Annotated in this window: 14 protein-coding genes; 7 read left to right on the plus strand and 7 right to left on the minus strand. The window is 61.8% G+C overall.

Annotation, left to right across the window (positions count from 1 at the left end; translation table 11 throughout):
- Positions 1 to 2: 2 nt before the first annotated feature.
- Together JM946_RS23185 and JM946_RS23190 are read left to right on the plus strand one after the other, a co-directional pair.
- Positions 3 to 1,115, plus strand: a complete 1,113-nt coding sequence (locus tag JM946_RS23185) for an efflux RND transporter periplasmic adaptor subunit (RefSeq protein ID WP_218043059.1) — start codon at positions 3 to 5, stop codon at positions 1,113 to 1,115.
- Positions 1,112 to 4,141: an efflux RND transporter permease subunit gene (locus JM946_RS23190; RefSeq protein WP_203169752.1), complete on the plus strand. Its 3,030-nt coding sequence runs from the start codon at positions 1,112 to 1,114 to the stop codon at positions 4,139 to 4,141. The genes JM946_RS23185 and JM946_RS23190 overlap by 4 nt, the downstream gene beginning before the upstream one ends.
- Here the strand turns inward: JM946_RS23190 and JM946_RS23195 are convergent.
- The 5 genes from JM946_RS23195 to JM946_RS23215 all read right to left on the minus strand — a co-directional run bounded on the left by JM946_RS23195 (position 4,111) and on the right by JM946_RS23215 (position 9,416).
- A complete protein-coding gene (locus JM946_RS23195; RefSeq protein WP_203169753.1) occupies positions 4,111 to 4,743 on the minus strand; it encodes a trimeric intracellular cation channel family protein in 633 nt (210 codons plus the stop codon). The two genes, JM946_RS23190 and JM946_RS23195, sit on opposite strands and share 31 nt — an antisense overlap.
- A gap of 3 nt (positions 4,744 to 4,746) precedes the next feature.
- A complete protein-coding gene (locus tag JM946_RS23200) occupies positions 4,747 to 6,111 on the minus strand; it encodes a HipA domain-containing protein (protein ID WP_203169754.1) in 1,365 nt (454 codons plus the stop codon).
- Between the two features lie 2 nt (positions 6,112 to 6,113).
- The gene (locus tag JM946_RS23205) at positions 6,114 to 6,377 is read right to left on the minus strand and encodes a helix-turn-helix domain-containing protein (RefSeq protein ID WP_218043061.1); all 264 of its coding nucleotides are present in this window, start codon (positions 6,375 to 6,377) and stop codon (positions 6,114 to 6,116) included.
- 175 nt (positions 6,378 to 6,552) lie between these two features.
- Positions 6,553 to 7,269 (minus strand): TSCPD domain-containing protein, encoded by a 717-nt coding sequence (locus JM946_RS23210; protein WP_203169756.1) that lies wholly within the window; start codon positions 7,267 to 7,269, stop codon positions 6,553 to 6,555.
- Positions 7,270 to 7,271: 2 nt separating this feature from the next.
- Positions 7,272 to 9,416 carry an adenosylcobalamin-dependent ribonucleoside-diphosphate reductase gene (locus JM946_RS23215; protein ID WP_230979908.1) on the minus strand — a complete coding sequence of 715 codons (2,145 nt, stop codon included), beginning with the start codon at positions 9,414 to 9,416 and terminating at the stop codon, positions 7,272 to 7,274.
- Positions 9,417 to 10,009: 593 nt separating this feature from the next.
- Here JM946_RS23215 and JM946_RS23220 point away from each other — a divergent pair.
- The 4 genes from JM946_RS23220 to JM946_RS23235 all read left to right on the plus strand — a co-directional run bounded on the left by JM946_RS23220 (position 10,010) and on the right by JM946_RS23235 (position 15,427).
- The gene (locus JM946_RS23220) at positions 10,010 to 11,383 is read left to right on the plus strand and encodes a Do family serine endopeptidase (RefSeq protein WP_203169757.1); all 1,374 of its coding nucleotides are present in this window, start codon (positions 10,010 to 10,012) and stop codon (positions 11,381 to 11,383) included.
- A gap of 137 nt (positions 11,384 to 11,520) precedes the next feature.
- Positions 11,521 to 11,976, plus strand: coding sequence for a Cu(I)-responsive transcriptional regulator (gene cueR, locus JM946_RS23225; protein ID WP_203169758.1), 456 nt, complete (start codon positions 11,521 to 11,523; stop codon positions 11,974 to 11,976).
- A gap of 173 nt (positions 11,977 to 12,149) precedes the next feature.
- On the plus strand, positions 12,150 to 14,372 hold the full coding sequence (locus tag JM946_RS23230) for a copper-transporting P-type ATPase (protein WP_269141090.1): 2,223 nt from the start codon (positions 12,150 to 12,152) through the stop codon (positions 14,370 to 14,372).
- 437 nt (positions 14,373 to 14,809) lie between these two features.
- Positions 14,810 to 15,427 carry an ORF6N domain-containing protein gene (locus JM946_RS23235; RefSeq protein WP_218043063.1) on the plus strand — a complete coding sequence of 206 codons (618 nt, stop codon included), beginning with the start codon at positions 14,810 to 14,812 and terminating at the stop codon, positions 15,425 to 15,427.
- Between the two features lie 25 nt (positions 15,428 to 15,452).
- On the opposite strand, the gene JM946_RS23240 is transcribed toward JM946_RS23235, so the two are convergent.
- The gene (locus tag JM946_RS23240) at positions 15,453 to 16,553 is read right to left on the minus strand and encodes an aminopeptidase (protein WP_218043065.1); all 1,101 of its coding nucleotides are present in this window, start codon (positions 16,551 to 16,553) and stop codon (positions 15,453 to 15,455) included.
- 163 nt (positions 16,554 to 16,716) lie between these two features.
- Between JM946_RS23240 and JM946_RS23245 the strand changes: the two genes are divergently transcribed.
- Positions 16,717 to 18,003 (plus strand): multifunctional CCA addition/repair protein, encoded by a 1,287-nt coding sequence (locus JM946_RS23245; protein WP_203169761.1) that lies wholly within the window; start codon positions 16,717 to 16,719, stop codon positions 18,001 to 18,003.
- A gap of 121 nt (positions 18,004 to 18,124) precedes the next feature.
- On the opposite strand, the gene JM946_RS23250 is transcribed toward JM946_RS23245, so the two are convergent.
- The gene (locus JM946_RS23250; RefSeq protein WP_203169762.1) at positions 18,125 to 19,303 is read right to left on the minus strand and encodes a class I SAM-dependent methyltransferase; all 1,179 of its coding nucleotides are present in this window, start codon (positions 19,301 to 19,303) and stop codon (positions 18,125 to 18,127) included.
- Positions 19,304 to 19,305: the final 2 nt, after the last annotated feature.

Genomic DNA, 19,305 nt, shown 5'->3' on the forward strand with positions numbered 1-19,305 from the left:
CCATGCGCATGCGTCCTGCTATTTATGTTGGCGTGGCGTCGGCGTTGGTCGCCGCCATCGTCATGATCACAGGGGCTGGCGAGGCTGACGATGCAGAGCCGGCGACGGATCAATCAGTCCTCACTGTGCAGACGACTTCGCCACAGCTCGCGGAATGGCGGGACGAAGTCGTCGCTCATGGCAGCATCGTCGCGTGGCACGAGGCTACCATCGGCACAGAACTGGGTGGCCTGCGACTGATCGAGGTCCACGTCGACGTCGGCAGCCGTGTCTTAGCCGGCGAGTTGCTGGCTCGCTTCGATCCAGCGTCCATCGAAGCGGAGCTGCGCGAAAGGAATGCCGCTCTTGCCGAGGCCGAAGCCGCGATGAGTGAGGCAGAAGAAAATGCGAAGCGCGCCGAATCGTTACGGAACACCGGCGCGCTCAGCAGCCAGGAGGTCACTCAATACCTGACTCGCGCGCAAACAGCACGGGCGCAGCTCGACTCCGCTCGTGCGCGAGTCGAATCGACTCGACTGCGCCTTCGGCAGACGCGTGTTCTTGCACCAGACGCGGGTGTGATCTCTGCTCGCACGGCCACATTGGGCAGCGTGGCTGGCGCAGGTGACGAGCTGTTTCGCCTGGTTCGCCAGAATCGATTGGAGTGGCAGGCGCAGATTGCAGCGGCGGATCTTGGTCGAGTTCAACCCGGCCAGAAAGCGACGGCTACCCTTCCCGACGGCTCGATGATCGAAGGCACGGTTCGACAGGTCGCACCGTTGTTGACCCAAAACCTGACCGCCATTGCTTTCGTCGAGTTTCCGCCCGAGGTGCAGCTGTCCTCTCGAGCCGGCATGTTCGTCAGTGGCAGGATCGTCACAGGCGCATCCACCGGCCTGTCGCTGCCGAGCACGAGCATCGTCGTTCGTGACGGGCGCGAGTACGCGTTCGTGCTCGACAACAACTTGGTCGCCACCCAGGTGCCAGTCCGCACCGGACGGCGCATCGGTGAGCACGTCGAGGTGCTCAGCGGGATCACGCCAACACAGTCCGTCGTGCTCACCGGCGGCGGCTTTCTTCATGACGGCGATCGCGTTCGAGTGACTGCCGCCGCCGAACAGCGAGCGGCGCGATGAATTTCGCCACCTGGTCCATCCGTCGCCCGATTCCAGTCATCGTCGGCTTCACGATTGCCGCGCTGGCCGGCATGTTCGCCTTTGCGCGCCTGCCGATACAGGACATGCCGGATATCACCCTGCCCGGCGTCATTGTGACTGCACAGCTCGAGTCCGCCGCGCCTTCTCAGCTGGAAACCGAGGTGACTCGCAAGATCGAGGACGCGGTCGCGAGCGTACCCGAAGTTCGGCACATCTCCTCTGTGATTCGCACTGGCAGTTCCGTCACCAGTATCGAGTTCGAGCTGAGCAAGGATACCAGCGACGCCGTCAACGAAGTGCGGGACGCCATCGCCCGCGTGCGCAGCGATCTGCCTCAGAATCTGCGTGAGCCGATCATCGAAAAGATCACGACCGCAGGAGCCATTCGAACCTACTCGGTGCACGCCGCCGGCATGGACGAGGAACGATTGTCCTGGTTCGTCGATAACGTGATTGCGCGACGTTTGATGGGTGTCAGCGGAGTCGGCGCCGTGCCTCGAGTGGGCGGCGTGGATCGCGAGATTCACATCGACCTCGATCCAGCGCAGCTGGCCGCCTTCAATGTCACCGCAGCGGATGTATCGCGTGCGTTGCGCCGTGTTCAGCAGGAGTCGTCCGGCGGCATCGCGAAGGTCGGCTCGATGCGCCAATCGGTGCGCACCGTCGGCACGCTGTCGAACATCGACGACTTGCAGAATCTCGAGCTGCCGCTGAGCGAGCGTCACACGGTTCGGCTCGGGCGCATCGCCGACGTGAAGGACACGATTCGCGAGCGCAGCCAGTTGGCGCTGCTCGATGGTCGACCGGTCGTTGCCTTTCAGATCGTTCGGGCGCGCGGCGCCAGCGAAGTCAGCGTGGCGCGCGAGGCGGAAGAAGCGCTCGAGGAAATCAGGCAGGCGCATCGAGGCGTCGAGATCGAACTGGTCGAAGACAACGTCGCCGTCATCGAACAGCAGTATGACGGCTCCATGCAGATGCTCATCGAAGGCGCGCTGCTGGCCATGGTCGTGGTCGCGCTGTTCCTGCGCAATTGGTCGGCTACCTGGATCGCCGCGGTGGCTTTGCCGCTGTCGGTGCTGCCCGCGTTCGCGGCCATGTATTGGATGGGCTTTTCGCTCAACACGGTGACCCTCCTCGCATTGACGCTGGTGATCGGCGTGTTGGTCGACGATGCAATCGTCGAGGTCGAGAACATCGAGCGTCATTTGCGGCCCGGCGTATCGATCGAGCAAGCGGCCATGTCGGCGGTGAACGAGATCGGGCTCGCGGTCATCGCCACGACGCTAACATTGGTAGCGGTGTTCCTGCCCACGGCCTTCATGGGAGGCGTTCCAGGGAAGTTCTTTGTGCACTTCGGCTGGACGGCCACTGCAGCTGTGCTCGCTTCCCTAGCGGTCGCGCGTCTGCTGACGCCGATGCTGGCGGCGCGGTATTTGAAGCCCGCGCCGGCCGAGCGTAGCCGGAGCGGCCCGTGGTTGCAGCGTTATTTGGACCTGGTCGCGTACAGTCTTCAACATCGCCGACTCACGCTGCTCGTAGCGGCGATCTTGTTCTTCGCTTCACTCGCGCTGATTCCGCTGCTCCCCGGGAATTTCATGCCGCCCACCGATCGCGGGCAGACACAGATCGCTATGGAGCTGCCGCCGGGTGCGAAGTTGGAGCAGGTTCACGATCTGGCGTTGCAGGTCACGCAAGTGGCGCGTGGGCTTCCGCAGATCGACAGCGTGTTCGCCGCGATTGGCTCGCAGAACAACGATCAAGGGCCGGGCGAACGAACCGGCGTGGCGGATCTTCGCAGGACGACGTTCAGCGTGAAGCTGGCGCCGCGCGATCAGCGCGAAGAGTCACAAATGGAAGTCGAGAATCTGTTGCGTCAGGCATTGGCCGCAATTCCCGGTGCACGCTTCACAGTTCGCGGTGAGGACTCAGGAGACAAACTCACATTCGCACTGGCGAGCGCCGATGGCGAGTTGCTCGAGACCACCGCGCTGAGCATCGAGCGCGAGTTGCGCACGTTGCCTGGCCTCGTGAACGTTCGATCCACTGCCAGCCTGCAGCAGCCGCAACTGATCGTGACTCCCTCGTTCGCTCGCGCGGCTCAACTCGGTGTCGACGCCGAGAGCATCGGTGAAACGCTGCGTGTTGCTTCAGGTGGCGACTTTTCCTGGTCGCTCGCCAAGTTCACACTGCCGGAGCGTCAGCTGGACGTGCGCGTGCAGTTGCCGGAGGAGTACAGCACTGACTTGCGCGCGTTGGCGGCTCTTCATGTGCCCGGCAAGCTGGGCCTGGCGCCGCTGGCCAGCGTCGCCGATCTTGCTCTGCGCAGCGGTCCGGATGAGATTCATCGGTTCGATCGTCAGCGCAGCGTCACCATTGAAGCTGAACTGCATGGCGTCGCCCTGGCACAGGTCATGAGCGACATCTCGCGACTGCCCTCCGTGCAGACCTTGCCTGCCGCAGTTCACAAGCTCGACACCGGGGACGCCGAACAGATGGCGGAGATCCTCGGCGGCTTCGGCTTTGCCATACTCACCGGGATCGTTTGTATCTATCTGATCCTGGTGGTGCTGTTTCATGACTTCCTGCAGCCGCTCACCATCCTGTCGGCGTTGCCCTTCGCGCTCGGCGGCGCTTTCGTGGCCCTGCTGGTGACGGGCCACGGGTTTTCGCTGCCATCGCTGCTGGGTCTGCTCATGCTGATGGGCGTGGTGACCAAGAACTCGATCTTGCTGGTCGATTACGCGCTCACCGCCATGCGTCGCGATCACTTACCTCGCGCCGAAGCGCTCCTGGTCGCTTGTCGCTTGCGTGCTCGACCCATCCTGATGACCACATTGGCGATGGCGGCGGGCATGCTGCCGGTCGCGATCGGCGTCGGCGATCTGGGCTTTAGAACTCCCATGGCCGTGGCTGTGATCGGCGGGCTTATTACCTCGACTCTGCTGAGTTTGGTCCTGGTGCCCGTCGTATTCAGTTACGTCGACGATTTGCGAGGCGGATCCTGAAATGCTTTGGGCAGGTGCCAGCCGTACCTGATTGCCATCACTCGCAGCGTGAAACAAAGCGCTGCTCCAACGAGCGCCGCCCACAACGGCGGCGCTCCCACCAGATCGCCGATGACGACGACTGCCGCGCCACCGAGCGCGGCCACTGCATATAAATCCGAGCGCAGCACTGTCGGGATCTGAGCCAGCAGCAGGTCCCTCACCACTCCGCCTCCGATGCCCGTCAGCATACCGAGCAGCGCCGCCATCACCGGACTTAGCTCATATGCCAGCGCCTTCTGCGCACCCGCCACTGCGAATAGCGCCAGACCCGCGGCATCAAACATCCGCACCGGATTCGCCATGCGCTCGATGCCCGCGTGCCACCTGAATGCGATGATCCCGGCCATCGCCGAGGTCGCAAGATATCGCCAGTCACTAATCGCCGCCGGCGGCGTCGCTCCAATCAACAGATCTCGCGTGATTCCTCCTGCACACGCCGCCGCGAACGCCAGCACGAGGATGCCAAAGACATCCAAATGACGCCTCGCCCCCGCCGTCGCCCCGGCGAGCGCGAAGACGAATGTGCCAAGGAGGTCGAGGATGAGGACGAGGGTGCGCATGGTTCAAACCTTTACGTGCTCGAGCCCGTCCAGGAATTGTTGCGCGTGTCGCTCGATGCCCTTGCTAATAGCCAGATATACGTTTTCGGGAAAGTCCTTGGGCAATTTGCGCTCGAGCCCTTTGATCACAGAGGTTGCGCGCTCAACTGCCGCAATCATCCGGGGCCACAATCCCTCGACGCCCACCATACGCGCAAGTTCGAACCAGTGCCGTGTATATATCGAATTCAGGCGGTAATGAGCGTTCTTGCCGCGCAAAGCCATCGCCAGCGACACCTTCTCATACTGCATCAGCTTCGGGCCTCGGCCGATCAACGGCCAGGCGGATAGGACATCGTAAAGGGGCGTCAAGTGATAACGACCGCCAACGCTGTGCTGAATGGAAAAATTCTTGGCATGCCCGTCCGGGGCGGCGAGTAGCCAGAATAGCAACTGGGTGAGCGCGAAGTGACTGCGGTCGGCCTCCATCTGCTCACCCCCGGCCAGCAGTTGCAGGCCCTGAGCGATCGAAGGCCCACCGTCCTTCTCATACTTACGCTCGACGGGCACCCCGAGCGCCTGGCAGAAGTCTTCTTGTGGCAACCTCACCAAGTACACGCGCTTGCCAGGGACGAAGCTGCGATCATTCACCGACGCGGGCTCGACGTTGATCCACCGTCTGTCGAAGCGCTCGACGATGAGCACGGTAAGATCCTCGAAACGTCCCATGCTCGTATTCGCCACATTCAACCCCATCGCCGCGAGGAATTGGGCGCATAGCCACTCGTTCTCGACCGAAAGCGCGAAGTCGAGGCCGCCTGCGATGGTTCCCATTGGCAGCTTCACTATATGAGTGGTCGGAGTGGCACCCTCCGGACGAAACCATCTACCACCCATTCGCAGGAACGCTGATTTCTCCTGCGCGCCTGCCAGTGAAATACGAAATCCGTCCAGCTCTTCGTCGACAGCGAACCGACTTGCCGGCGCTACGACGTTTCGCAGATGAGCGGCCATGTCAGCGTCGCTGAGCTCAGCACCCTGAACCTTGTTCCAACCCTCGGGCGTAGCATTCAGTGGAAGTAGTTGCACGGCGCCTGCGCAGTCGCGCCCGATTGCCTGAAGCAACTCGAACGTTTCGGCGCGCACCTTGAAGCGCCTGCCTATGCGCTGACGAATCGCCGGACTATCGGGCAGAAGGTTGTCGAAGTAGTTCGTAACTGTCGGGCCGCGCACCGCTAGATCCGCGCTGACCGGGATCGACAGCGACAGCGCGCGAAAGAACTCCGAGGTGATCCAGGCCTGCTCGTAAGTGAACTCGGACGTCCCGGACCTGCTGATGGACCAGGTGCCCACTCTCTGCCCATTCATCCACACGGCAAGCGACGGCATGATTACCAGACCGGTTTGCGTGTCGCAGTCGCTCGAGCCTTGGTGGCTTTGGCTCGAACCAGCAACTCGGACTCGAGGGCGGTCAAAAGCTGCAGCAGCTGCTCCACACTGATGCTCCCCGGATTGCGCTCGATCTTACCGACCCGCGCCTGCGCGACGCCGAGGCGAGTACCAAGCTCGGCCTGGGTGAGGGCCAGACGTCTGCGCAGCGAGCGCAGATGGATCGAAAGCTGCTGGGCCGTCTGAATCGGAAACTCATGCACCACAAATATTCCTCATCTGGACTGATGGCACTATAGTCCTGATCTGGAATAAATGCCATATAGTCCCTTTGAGGACTATCGTGGTGGCAGCTCGACAAATAAAAACGCCCCGCTGGACGGCGGGGCGCAGGTGGTCGGCGAGGGTTAGTCCCCAAGGCCGTCAATCGAATCTATAAGGTCATCCGCACTTCGAATCGCCGCAGTTCAAACAGGTCATGCAGCCATCCATCAGCACCACGGCGGTGGTGCTGCACTTGGCGCACAGCTGAGCGCCCTCGGGGAAGTGGCTCTTGGCGAAGGCGTCGACTTGCCTGTTGCGCGCTTCGTACTCGGCCTTCTTTTCCTCGATGAGCTTCTTGCGCTCTTCTTCCATCTCCGGCTTCTTCAGCAGGCCGATGGTCTGCAGGTGCTTTTCGACCACGTAGCCCAGCTCCGCGATGATCGAGGGCATGAACTTGCCGCCGCTCTGCCAGTAGCCGCCGCGAGGGTCGAACACGGCTTTCATTTCGTCGACCAGGAAGGTCACGTCGCCGCCCTTGCGGAACACGGCCGAGAGAATACGCGTCAACGCCACGATCCACTGGAAATGATCCAGGTTCTTGGAGTTGATGAAAATCTCGAACGGCCGGCGCTGCTCGTGGCGGGTGCCTTCGTTCAGGATGATGTCGTTGATGGTCACGTACATGGCGTGATCCGACACCGGCGTCTTGATCTTGTAGGTCGAGCCGATCAGCACGTCGGGACGCTCGACTTTCTCGTGCATCCAGACGACGTTCGATTCCTTATCGCGCTCCTTGGCCTGCGCGGCCTCGCTCGCGGCTTTTTCCGCCGCGGCCCTGTCCTCGGGCTTCTCGACCCGGTACTTGACGATCTTCTTGTCGATCTTGGCGGTCATGCTCAGAACTTCCCGTAGTAGCCTTCTTTGAGCGCGTCGAAGAGATTGGCGGCGGTGTGCTTCTCGCCGTCGTACTCGATCTCTTCGTCGCCGCGCACCTTCATTTCCGTGCCGTCTTCCAAAGTGAACACGTAAGTCGTGTTCTTCAAGTCCTCTTCCTTGACCAGCACGCCCTGGAACGCTTCTGGATTGAAGCGGAAGGTGGTGCAGCCCTTCAGTCCCTGCTCGTAGGCGTACAGATATATGTTCTTGAAATCCTCGTACGGATAATCCGTCGGCACGTTGGCCGTCTTGGAGATGGAGGAGTCGACCCACAGCTGCGCAGCCGCCTGGATATCGACATGCTCCTTCGGCGTGATGCTATCCGCGGTGGTGAAGTAGTCGGGCAGCTTCTCGCCAGGATTCGAAGAATTCGGCATGGCGCGCGGATTGATCAGCTCGCGATACGCCAGCAGCTCGAACGAGAACACGTCGACTTTCTCCTTGGTCTTCTTGCCTTCGCGGATCACGTTGCGGAAGTAGTGATGCGCGAACGACGGCTCGATGCCGTTGGACGCATTGTTCGCCAGCGACAGCGAAATCGTGCCGGTGGGTGCGATCGAGCTGTGATGAGTGAAGCGCGCGCCGACTTCGGCGAGCTCATCCACCAGCTCCGGCGCTGCTTCGGCAACGCGCTGCATGTAGCGGCTGTACTTCGCGTGCAGCGTGCGGCCGTGAATCTTCTGGCCCACGCGCCAGCCGTCCTTCACCATTTCGGGACGCTTGCGGAGCATCTCCTGCGTGACTTCGAACTCTTCCAGCATGATCGGCGCCGGGCCTTTCTCGCGCGCCAGCTCGAGGCCCGCTTCCCAGCCCGCAATCGCCATTTCGCGCGACACATTCTGAGTGAAGGCAACCGACTTCTTGGAGCCATACTTCATGCATTGCATGGTGATGGCCGAGCCGAGGCCCAGGAAGCCCATGCCGTGGCGACGCTTGCGAGTGATCTCGTCGCGCTGCTGGCCGAGCGGCAGACCGTTGATCTCGACCACGTTGTCGAGCATGCGCGTGAACACCTTCACGACCTTGCGGAACTCTTCCCAATCGAAGCGTGCGTTCTCGGTGAACGGATCGAGCACGAAGCGCGTCAGGTTCACGGAGCCCAGCAGGCACGAGCCATACGGCGGCAGGGGCTGTTCGCCGCAGGGATTGGTGGCGCGGATGTTTTCGCACCACCAGTTGTTGTTCATCTCGTTGACGCGATCGATCAGCACGAACCCCGGCTCGGCGAAATCGTAGGTGGACGTCATGATCACGTCCCACATGCGCTTGGCCGGCAACGTCTTATAGATCTTGCAGCAGACCAGGCCGGCGTCGTTGACGACGTAGCCGTCCTTGGTCGGCCACTCGCGCCACACATACTTGCTGCGGTCCTGGAAGTTCTCGTCGTCGCCGGCTTCGCTCAGGCGCACCGGGAAGGCGAGCTGCCAGTCCTCATCGTTCTTCACCGCCTGCATGAACTCGTCGGTGATCAGCAGCGACAGGTTGAACTGACGCAGCCGACCGGCCTCGCGCTTGGCGCGGATGAAATCCATTGCGTCGGGATGACCGATATCGAATGTGCCCATCTGCGCGCCACGCCGGCCGCCGGCCGAAGAGACGGTGAAACACATCTTGTCGTAGATATCCATGAACGACAGCGGGCCAGACGTGTACGCGCCGGCGCCGGACACATACGCCCCCTTCGGGCGCATGGTCGAGAATTCGTAGCCGATGCCGCAGCCGGCCTTCAGCGTCAGGCCCGCTTCGTGGACTTTGGCGAGGATGTCATCCATCGAGTCCAGAATCGTGCCGGACACGGTGCAGTTAATGGTCGAGGTGGCCGGCTTGTGTTCCTGCGCGCCGGCGTTCGAAGTCACGCGACCGGCGGGAATCGAGCCCTTGCGCAAGGCCCACAGAAACTGTTCGTACCAGTGCTCGCGCACTTCCTCTTTTTCAACGTCCGCGAGGGCGCGGGCGACACGCTTGTAGGTGTCGTCCATGGTGCGATCGATGGCCGTGCCGTCTTTCGCGGTGAGTCGGTATTTTTTGTCCCAGATATCCAGCGAGGCTTCCTGGAACGGAATGCTGTTGACATCCATGGGCTCAAGTTTGATTGCGGTCTTCATGCCGGCAAAGAACTCCGGATTGCGAGCGGGTACGACAACTGTCCCCAACTGACGTCCCAAAACTCCCACCGGATCGGGCCCCTTCAAGCCTTTGCCGGCAGTCCATCTGACCCGCAGCTATCCCGCGCGGGTGGTGCTTTTTCTTTCCGCAGCGAGACACTACATATTGTGTCAGGGGCACAAGCCTAGACCCCGCCTGTGAAGCCGTCAAGAAACCCTCCTTCGAAAAATAGACTCTGAAACCCATTGCTAAACAGTGGGTTGTGAGCTTTCGCAGGTGGATTTCGGCGCTGCCGAAAAGAGGTCGCCAGTATCTACGCAGCTGCGGCAAACCACAATATCTTGTGTCCACCCGCGATCAACTGTATGCGCACAAGTTATCCACATCCTGCCCACCGCCCTCTGCACAGCTCTGTCCACAGTGCCTGCGTGCAACGCTTCGGCCCACTGCGGCGTTCATCCCCGCAGGATTACGGACTTGAAATGCCAATCGCGCCGGATTGCCCATAGAATCACCCGCTGGAATTTCAAACCATAACCATCATTGTCTTGGCTCGGGCGGCGCCCGCCGCTTTTCAACGTAGGATCGTTTCATGAGACAGGTCTGGTTCTCGCGCCACTTCAAGGTGGCGGCGCTGCTAGCTGCAGCACTGCTCTACAACACGGGAGTCGCCGCGCAGCTGCCGGAGAAAGTGGGTGATGCACCGGTGCCGTCGATGGCGCCCATCGTTAAAAAGGCTTCGCCGGCAGTCGTCAACATCGCGACGCGTGGCACGGTGCGCGAACAGCGCCCTCGCAATCCGTTGCTGGAGGATCCATTTTTCCGCCGCTTTTTCGATGCCCCTGAACTGGGGCCGCGCGAGCGACAATTCCAGAGCGCGGGCTCGGGCGTCATCGTCGATGCGAAGAATGGTTACATCATCACCAACGCGCACGTGATCGAAAACGCCGACGAGATCACCGTGACGTTGCTCGACGATCGGCAGGTCAAGGCCGAAATCGTCGGTCGCGACAAGCCTTCCGATGTGGCCGTGCTGAAAGTGCCGGCGAAGAACCTCACCGAGATGCCGCTGGCCGATTCCTCGAAGGCGGAAGTGGGCGATTTCGTGCTGGCAATCGGCAATCCGTTCGCGCTCAATCACACCGTGACCTCGGGCATCATCAGCGCGCTTGGCCGCTCCGATAACAATCCCGAGTCGTACCAGGATTTCATCCAGACCGACGCGCCCATCAACCCCGGCAACTCCGGCGGCGCGCTGGTGGACCTTAAAGGTCAGCTGGTCGGCATCAACACCGCTATCTTCTCCGGCAGCGGCGGCAACATCGGCATCGGCTTCGCCATTCCTTCCAACATGGTGAAGGCCGTGATGTCGCAGCTCGTCCAATACGGCGAAGTGAAGCGCGGCATGCTGGGCGTGCAGCTGTCGAACAACTTCACCCCGGGCATCGCCGAGAACCTCGGATTGGAAAATGCCCGCGGCGCGCTGGTGTCGCAGGTCATCGAAGGTTCTCCCGCGGATAAGGCCGGCATCAAGGCCGGCGACGTCATCACCTCTATCAACGGCCGCAACGTGGCCAATGCGGGCGAGCTTCGTAACACCATCGGCCTGCTGCGCATCGGTGAGAAGGTCGAGCTTGGTTTGATCCGCGACGGCAAGCCGCGCCGAGTGAGCGCTGTGATCGGTGAGCGCGATAGCGCCAACGGGGAAGGCGCTGCGCAGATCCATCCCGCGCTGGAAGGCGCCGCGCTGACCAACGCTGCGAACAATGCCGGCGTGCTCGTGGAAAACGTCGCCGACGGCAGCCCGGCTCAGCTCTCCGGCCTGCGTGCCAACGACATCATTCTGGCCGTTGGCCGCGTTCGCGTGACGGGCGTCGATCAGCTTCGACAGGCGGTGAATGGCGCGACGGCGTTCGCGCTGACCATCCGTCGTGGCAACTCGACGCTGGTGTTCACGATTCAATGATGTCTCATGTCCGACGCCTCCGTTCTGGAGGCGTCGGACCGCCCTAGCGGGCGTTTACCTACTCCATGTTTCCTGCTTGACCTTGCCATCGTGGCAAGGTCCATCATGCCGCCATGTCCATTCAGGCGAGCATGCTCATGTCTGCACTGAAAGCCCCTGCAGAGTTGTCCGAAGCCAGGCAGCGAGGCTATTACAGCATCGGCAAAGCAGCCGAGCTGTCCGGCGTCACGCCGAAGATGATTCGGTACTACGAATCGTTGGAGCTGATTCCGAGGGCCTCGCGTACCGTCGGCGACTATCGCGTCTACACCGCAGCTGACATCCACACGCTGCGTTTCATCCGCCGCGCGCGGTCGCTCGGCTTTTCGATGGACGAGATCGGCACGTTGTTGAGCCTCTGGCGCAATCAACGCCGCGCTAGCGAGCAGGTGAAGCGCATCGCCCAAAAACATGTCGCCGATCTCGATCACAAGATCGCCGAGCTGCAATCCATGCGCGCCGCGCTGGCGGAGCTCGCCGAGCATTGTCATGGCGATTCCCGCCCCGATTGTCCCATTCTGGCCGACCTGGCCGGCTTGCCACCGCCGCAGTGAGATCGCTCATGGCCAAACATCATCATTCCGATTCGAAGTCCGGCCCGGCTGTGGTCAAGTCCTGCTGCTCTACCGCCAGCAAACATGCTCCTGTGCAGGCAACGTCGACTACAGAGTTGCAACCCAAGGCGCATGGCTGCTGCTCGAGCAACGCTGAGCGGCCCGTGCCTGAGATGACACCGCATGCGCCTCATTCGGAGCATGCGAAGGTGGCTCATTCCTGCTGCTCTGGTACGAGCCATCATGGCCATCACGGTCATGGCAGGGCGGCGGCGCAGGTCGGAGAGGTACCTCCGGGCACTATTTATACATGCCCGATGCATCCTGAGATTCGACAGGTCGGGCCGGGCAGCTGCCCGAAGTGCGGCATGGCGCTCGAGCCCGAACTGCCCACCGAGCACGTCGACGACAGCGAATTGCGCGGCGTGCGGCGGAAATTCTGGATCTCACTGGCGCTGACGGTGCCCGTGGTCGCGCTGGCCATGGGTGCGCATTTGTTTGATCTCGGATTGTCACATGCGACGATGCGCACTTTGCGCTGGTTCGAGCTGCTACTCAGCGCACCCGTCGCGGCGTGGGCTGCGGCCGATTACTATAAACGCGGCTGGCTCGGCGTCGTGCATCGAGCCCCGAACATGTACACGTTGATCGGGCTCGGCGTCTGCATCGCGTTCGGTTACAGCCTGGTCGCAACATTCCTACCGCAGATCTTCCCTGCCGAACTGCATGACGAGCACGGCATGGTTGGCGTGTACTACGAGGTTGCCGCTGCCATCATTACCCTCGTGCTACTCGGCGAATGGCTGGAGCTGCGAGCTCGAGGCCGCACCAGCGCGGCCATCCGTCAACTTCTCGGCCTCGCGCCAAAGACCGCGCGCCGCATCGAAGCGGACGGAACAGAAAACGACGTACCGCTCGAACACGTGCACGCAGGCGACCGACTTCGCGTCCGCCCGGGTGAAAAGATTCCGGTCGATGGCCGCGTGGCAGACGGCCATTCTAGCGTGGACGAATCCATGCTCACGGGCGAACCCATGCCCGTGGAGAAATCGGCGGGCGATCGCGTCACCGGCGCCACCGTAAATCAAACCGGCACACTGATCGTGGTGGCCGAGCGCGTCGGCGCAGAGAGCCTGCTGTCTCAGATCGTGACTCTCGTCGCGCAGGCTCAGCGTTCTCGCGCTCCGCTGCAGCGGCTTGCCGATCAGGTCGCCGCTTGGTTCGTTCCCGCAGTGATCGTGATCGCCATTGTCACATTCGTTGTGTGGTGGTTCGTTGGGCCCGAGCCTCGGCTCGCTTACGCTTTGGTGAACGCAGTGGCCGTGCTGATCATCGCGTGTCCCTGTGCGTTGGGATTGGCGACGCCGATATCCATCATGGTCGCAAGCGGACGCGGCGCGCAGCTTGGCGTGTTGTTTAGAGACGCTCAGGCCATAGAGAATCTGCGTAACGTCGACACGCTCGTGCTGGACAAGACCGGCACGATCACTGTCGGCCGTCCCAGCTTGGAACGCGTCATCGCACTCAATGGCTACACGGAGTCACAAGTACTCGGCTGGGCCGCCGGCCTCGATGTTGCCAGTGAACATCCGTTGGCGCGCGCGATCGTCACCGGCGCGGAACAGCGCGGCGTCCGGCCTGGCAGCGTGACTGGCTTCAAGTCGGTCACCGGTCAAGGCGTCCGCGGCAGCGCCGATAACCATGAACTCGCGCTAGGAAACAAAGCACTCATGGGCGCAGTCGGCGCGTCGACTGATTCAGTCGACGATCAAGCCGAAAGCCTTCGCCGTGAAGGCCGCACCGTGGTGTTCCTGGCCGTCGACGGCCAACTCGCCGGCGCGCTCGCCGTCGGCGATTCCGTAAAAGAAACTACGCCGCGCGCTCTGCAGGAACTCAAACAAGACGGCTTGCGCCTCGTCATGCTCACCGGCGACAACGCAGCCACGGCTCGCGCCGTCGCTCAACACCTGCCCATCGACGAAGTGATCGCCGAAGTGCAACCCAAGGACAAGGCCGACGTAATCGCCAAACTTCAATCGCAAGGCCGCCGCGTCGCCATGGCCGGCGACGGTATCAACGACGCCCCCGCCCTCGCGAAAGCCGATGTCGGCATCGCCATGGGCACCGGCACCGACATCGCGATGGAAAGCGCCCAAGTCACCTTGGTGAAGGGCGACCTAACCGGCATCGTTCGCGCTCGTCACTTGAGCCGCGCCACCGTAAGAAACATCCGCCAGAACCTGCTCTTCGCGTTCGGCTACAACGCCCTCGGCATCCCCATCGCCGCCGGCCTGCTCTACCCCTTCACCGGCTGGCTGCTCAGCCCCATGCTGGCCGCGCTGGCCATGAGCCTGTCGTCGGTGTCTGTTATCAGCAATGCGCTACGGCTGCGCTGAGCGGCTCTCACGACTGAATCAACTCGAAGCTCGTTTCTAGCTCGCCGATGAGTGAACTTATGCCAAAACTCGTCGGCCACCTGGAGGGCCACGTCCCTGATGTCCAGCGCCTGCCGTTTCGTCTGCAGCTTTTCGAACATGCCGCGCATAAAGTTATAGTCATGAAATGAACGCGGCGCGGGACGCCAGCTGCCATCGCGCCCAGTGATAGAACGCGAGGAGCGCCATTCCGACTGCGAACATCCACCCAATCACGCGATTCCTTCGCTGCCGAGCGAACTGGCTGAGATGTTATTCGACTGCCCTGTTTTCGACTGTGACCGACGGCGAAACGTCGATGCCGCCCGTCATGCAGGCCTGCACGGACCGCTCCCGGTATCACGCATTCGACCCGCCGTTCTCTCTAGTTTCTGGCGGATCAGCACATTATTCCTGGTTTGTGGACCCATCTCATCGCCACACTAGACCTCAGGCGGCGTAATCCAGCTGGTCGCGGAGCAAGGATGAGCAGGAAAGCCACTCCCATCGTGCCGGTGGAGCACATCACGCACTCGATCATCATCGTGCGCGGGCAGCGAGTATTGATCGACAGCGAGCTCGCGGCCCTCTATGACGTGAATACCAAAGCACTGAACCAAGCCGTCAAACGAAACGCCAAGCGCTTCCCGGAAGATTTCATGTTCCGGCTATCCCGTACCGAAGCCGAGGCTTTGAACCGGTCACAATCTGTGACCGGTTCCCACAAGCATCGCGATCCTCGCTTTCCACCGTGCGCCTTCACCGAGCACGGCGCCATCATGGCGGCCACCATCCTGAACAGCAAACGCGCGGTCGATATGAGCATCTTTGTCGTGCGCGCCTTCGTGCAGTTGCGCGACCTGCTGGCCTCGAACAAGGAACTCGCCAAGCGCATCGATGACCTCGAATCGCGCATCACTCGTAAACTCGCCACCCACGATCAAGTGATCACCGGCATGCTCAAGACAATCCGCGAACTGATGAACCCGCCGCAGCCCAAGCGCCGTGGTATCGGCTTCACCGCGAATTTCGACTAGAAGTGACGTGTCTACGAGTTGGCGGTTATTCCGACGCTGCCGACCGACCATCGGCAGTCATCGATTGCGATCTTTCCTCGCAGACCGCCGCGGCGCGAGCCTCGCGTGTTTGCTTCGCTAACTCGCGAGCTGCCGCGTAAAACGCAGGCAGATCCCCACCCACCGACCGCAACAACTCCCGCAGCCCCGGCACGCAACCGTAGTACGTCGCTGCGGATACCAGATGCGCATTGTTCAGAGTGCGGCTGAACCAGGCGTCGTAGCCGCGGTAGCCGTTCCATTTCTCTTTGAGCTCGGAGTACTGCAGCTTGAGTACGCCGAACTCATATTGTTTGCGGTCGCGCTTTTCCTCTTCAGAAACATCGGAGCGGTAGAGAGCGGAGAGGCGTTCGCGGGTTTGTAGAAGGAGGCCGACGAACTGGGCGTTGCGTTGACGCTGGTCGTTCCAGGCGTTGAGGTCTTCCAGGCGGCCGCGAGAGGCGAGCCAGCGTTGCAGGCCGGCTTCTTCGACGACGGTGGCGAAGGCTTCGTTGAATTCGGAATCGCCGGGGACGTAGACGACCTGATGGGCGAGTTCGTGGAACAGAGTCGCAGCGAGTTGTACGTCGCTCCAGCCGAGCATGGTGTTCAGCACTGGATCTTTGAAGTGACCGAGCGTGGAGTAAGCGGCGACGCCGCCGACGGCGGTGTCCATGCCTTTCAGGCGAAGACGACGCGCGTAGGCTTGTGCGTTGTTCTCGTCGAAGTAGCCGCGGTAGACCACGCAGCCGGCGATGGGAAAGCACCAACGCCGCGGCTCGACGGAAAACTCTTCGGTGGCGAAAACATTCCACACGACGTACGGTCGGCCGAGATCTGCATAGCTGCGATAGCTCTCGTTATCTGGCAGCCCCAGCTCCTGCGATGCGAACGTCCGCGCGGCGGAAACGTACTCCAGACGAGAGCGCAACTTCTCGGGAGTGCGCTCATCGGAGAGTAGCTTGGCGATAGGCTGGCGTTTGGTGGTGAGCTCCATCTGCCCGGTCGCGGCCTGGATGAAGTAGCAGCCGCTGACGGACAGCGCGGCTGCGGCGACGAGAAGCATGCGAGCGAGGCGGCCAATGCCGGCGCGGTAAATAAAGCTCAATGCGTCATCCATTCGGGGCATCGCAGGTCGCAAGCGGAACCTTCATTCGTCAACGGGCATCGATCTATTCGTCGGCGGCAACTGCGGCCGCCGTCGCAGGACATTTTGTCCCAGGTCGCGAACTGAGACAAAATGCGCCGCACTGAAGTTCTTGTTGCTGAGTATGAACATTTATCTGGTCGGCGGCGCGGTCCGTGATGAGCTGCTCGGCCTGGTCGTGCGCGAGCGCGATTGGGTCGTAGTGGGCGCACGCCCGGAGGAATTGCTGGCGCAAGGCTTCAAGCCAGTCGGTAAAGACTTCCCGGTGTTCCTGCACCCGAAGACTGGCGAGGAATACGCACTAGCGCGCACAGAGCGCAAGACCGGGCCCGGCTACCGCGGCTTCGACACCATGTTCTCGCCCGACGTGACGCTGGAGCAAGACCTGGAGCGTCGCGACCTGACCATCAACGCCATCGCGCGGGACGAAGCGACCGGTCAGCTCGTCGATCCATTCAACGGCCAGCGTGATCTGCAGGAGCGCTGGCTTCGGCACGTATCACCCGCGTTCGTGGAAGATCCGGTTCGCGTGCTCCGCCTGGCACGATTCGCGGCTCGTTTCGCGCCGCTTGGATTTCGGGTTGCGCCTGAGACTATGGAACTGGTGCGCGACATCGCGGCTCGCGGCGAGCTCGACGCACTCGTACCCGAACGCGTGTGGCAGGAAACCCAGCGCGCGCTTGAAATGCCGGCGCCGAGGCAATTCTTCGAGGTACTGCGCGAGGGCAATGCGCTACAGGTGATTTTCCCTGAAGTGCATGCGCTGTACGGAGTGCCGCAGCCAGCACAGTGGCATCCCGAGATCGACACGGGCCTGCACACGATGATGGTGCTCGATCAAGCCACACAATTGAGCAGCGACCCCGTCGTGCGCTTCGCCGCACTCACTCACGATCTGGGTAAGGCGACGACGCCGACGCACGAGCTGCCTCGTCACATCGCGCACGAGGAACGAGGCGTCGGTATCGTCGAGGACATGTGCGATCGCCTGCGCATTCCCAACGCCTACCGTGAACTCGGCGTGCTGGTGTCGAGATATCACTTGCACATGCACAAGGTCACGGAGCTGCGACCCAAGACCGTGGTCGAGTTGCTCGAGAGCCTGGACGCATTCAGGCGCCCGGCTCGCTTCGAACAATTCCTGCTCGCTTGCGAAGCGGATGCGCGCGGGCGCAAGGGCCTTGAACAACGCGATTACCCGCAACCGGAATATTTGCGCCGAGCGCGTGAGATCGCGGCCGGCGTGACATTGAGCGAGGAAGAACGGGCGGGGCTGCAGGGATTCGAGATTGCGAAGCGCCTGCACGACAAGCGCAAGCGCGCGCTAAAACATTTCAAGGAAGAATATCTCTCCGCACCCGCAGGCTCGGCAGAATCGTCCGAAACATCGGAAAAAGAAGACGACGACTGATCCAGCGCCGCGAGTTGACAATCAGGCCTCAGCATTGTGCGTACGAACGACGGGACCGGCGCTTGATCCGCTCTACGAGCCGCCAGCGCCGACGCCGTCGTCCCGAGGATTCGCGCCTACGCTATAGCGAAGCTGCGAGATCCCGCACGCCAAACCCGCGCAGCGGCAGCTCCAACCCTTTCGACAGGCCGATGACCTTAAAGCGCTCGCCCATCTCACCCGGCAGCGTCAACAGCATCGCCTGTCGAGCCATCTGCAATCGACCTGCCAGATCTTCATCGTCCTTCGGCGCCAGGAACTGCTCGATGCCAGTGCCGATCAGGAAATGCGCTTGTGTGGTGTAACCAGCCACACTCATCCCAGCAGCAACAGCAGATTCGGCGACCGCGGTGAAGTCCACCCAAGAGCCGATGTCCTGCACGCCGACATTGATCAGCGGATCATCGTGAAAGCGATGTCGGAAGTGACAAAGCATCGTGCCCTGGCTGCGATTAGGCGCGTAGTACTGACGCCGCGGCAAACCATAATCGATGAACAGTGCCGCGCCTTCGCGCATCGAAGCGCCAATCCCTGCAATCCAGGGCTGCAGACGAAGATTGATTTCCGACGTGTAGCCGTCGGCGAACGGCTCGCCCAAGTTGAACTCGATTTCGCGAACTGCGGATTCGAGAGCCGCGTCGGCGTGTACTTCAGACCACTCGAGTCGGCCGAACTGCCATGTCACGCCCAGTTGATTGACCTGCAGACCGCGAATGCGAAACCGCTGCACCGGCAACGCATCGAGCACTTCGTTCGCGATCAGGACGCCGCGAAACTCTTCCGGCAAGCTGTCCAGCCACTCGATGCGTTCGATCAAGTGAGGCACCCGGTGTTGTAACAACGAGCGCTGGCGCTCGCGCAAATCCGCGCTGACTTCGAGAATGAGATAGCGCGACGGCGCCTTACCCTGTTGATCGAGCTCGCTCAACACGTCGGCAGCCATCACGCCGGAGCCGGCGCCCAATTCCAGAACCTGGCCGCCCGCGACCGCATCGAGCACTTGCACGCATTGATTGGCGAGGCAGCGACTGAACAGTGGAGAAATTTCCGGCGCGGTCACGAAGTCGCCTTCGCTGCCCAGCTTGGTGGCGCCGGCGCTGTAATAACCGAGGCCGGGCTCGTACAGCGCCATTTCCATGAAGCGCTCGAAGCTGATCCAGCCGCCAGCCGCCTCGATAGCCGCGCCGATACGCTGGACCAGCCGCTCGCTGTGGGCCGATTCGTCCGGCGATAGCGCCGGCAGCGGCAACGGAACGTTCAAGC

The sequence above is a fragment of the Steroidobacter gossypii genome (genome assembly GCF_016801985.1).
GTDB classification, from domain to species: domain Bacteria; phylum Pseudomonadota; class Gammaproteobacteria; order Steroidobacterales; family Steroidobacteraceae; genus Steroidobacter; species Steroidobacter gossypii.

Bases quoted from the DNA above. Each gene is read 5' to 3' on its own strand.
- cueR (WP_203169758.1), top strand. From the start codon at position 11,521: ATGTCTGCACTGAAAGCCCCTGCAGAGTTGTCCGAAGCCAGGCAGCGA.
- JM946_RS23215 (WP_230979908.1), bottom strand. From the start codon at position 9,416: ATGAAGACCGCAATCAAACTTGAGCCCATGGATGTCAACAGCATTCCG.
- JM946_RS23210 (WP_203169756.1), bottom strand. From the start codon at position 7,269: ATGACCGCCAAGATCGACAAGAAGATCGTCAAGTACCGGGTCGAGAAG.
- JM946_RS23230 (WP_269141090.1), top strand. From the start codon at position 12,150: ATGACACCGCATGCGCCTCATTCGGAGCATGCGAAGGTGGCTCATTCC.
- JM946_RS23220 (WP_203169757.1), top strand. From the start codon at position 10,010: ATGAGACAGGTCTGGTTCTCGCGCCACTTCAAGGTGGCGGCGCTGCTA.
- JM946_RS23245 (WP_203169761.1), top strand. From the start codon at position 16,717: ATGAACATTTATCTGGTCGGCGGCGCGGTCCGTGATGAGCTGCTCGGC.
- JM946_RS23190 (WP_203169752.1), top strand. From the start codon at position 1,112: ATGAATTTCGCCACCTGGTCCATCCGTCGCCCGATTCCAGTCATCGTC.
- JM946_RS23195 (WP_203169753.1), bottom strand. From the start codon at position 4,743: ATGCGCACCCTCGTCCTCATCCTCGACCTCCTTGGCACATTCGTCTTC.
- JM946_RS23185 (WP_218043059.1), top strand. From the start codon at position 3: ATGCGCATGCGTCCTGCTATTTATGTTGGCGTGGCGTCGGCGTTGGTC.
- JM946_RS23200 (WP_203169754.1), bottom strand. From the start codon at position 6,111: ATGCCGTCGCTTGCCGTGTGGATGAATGGGCAGAGAGTGGGCACCTGG.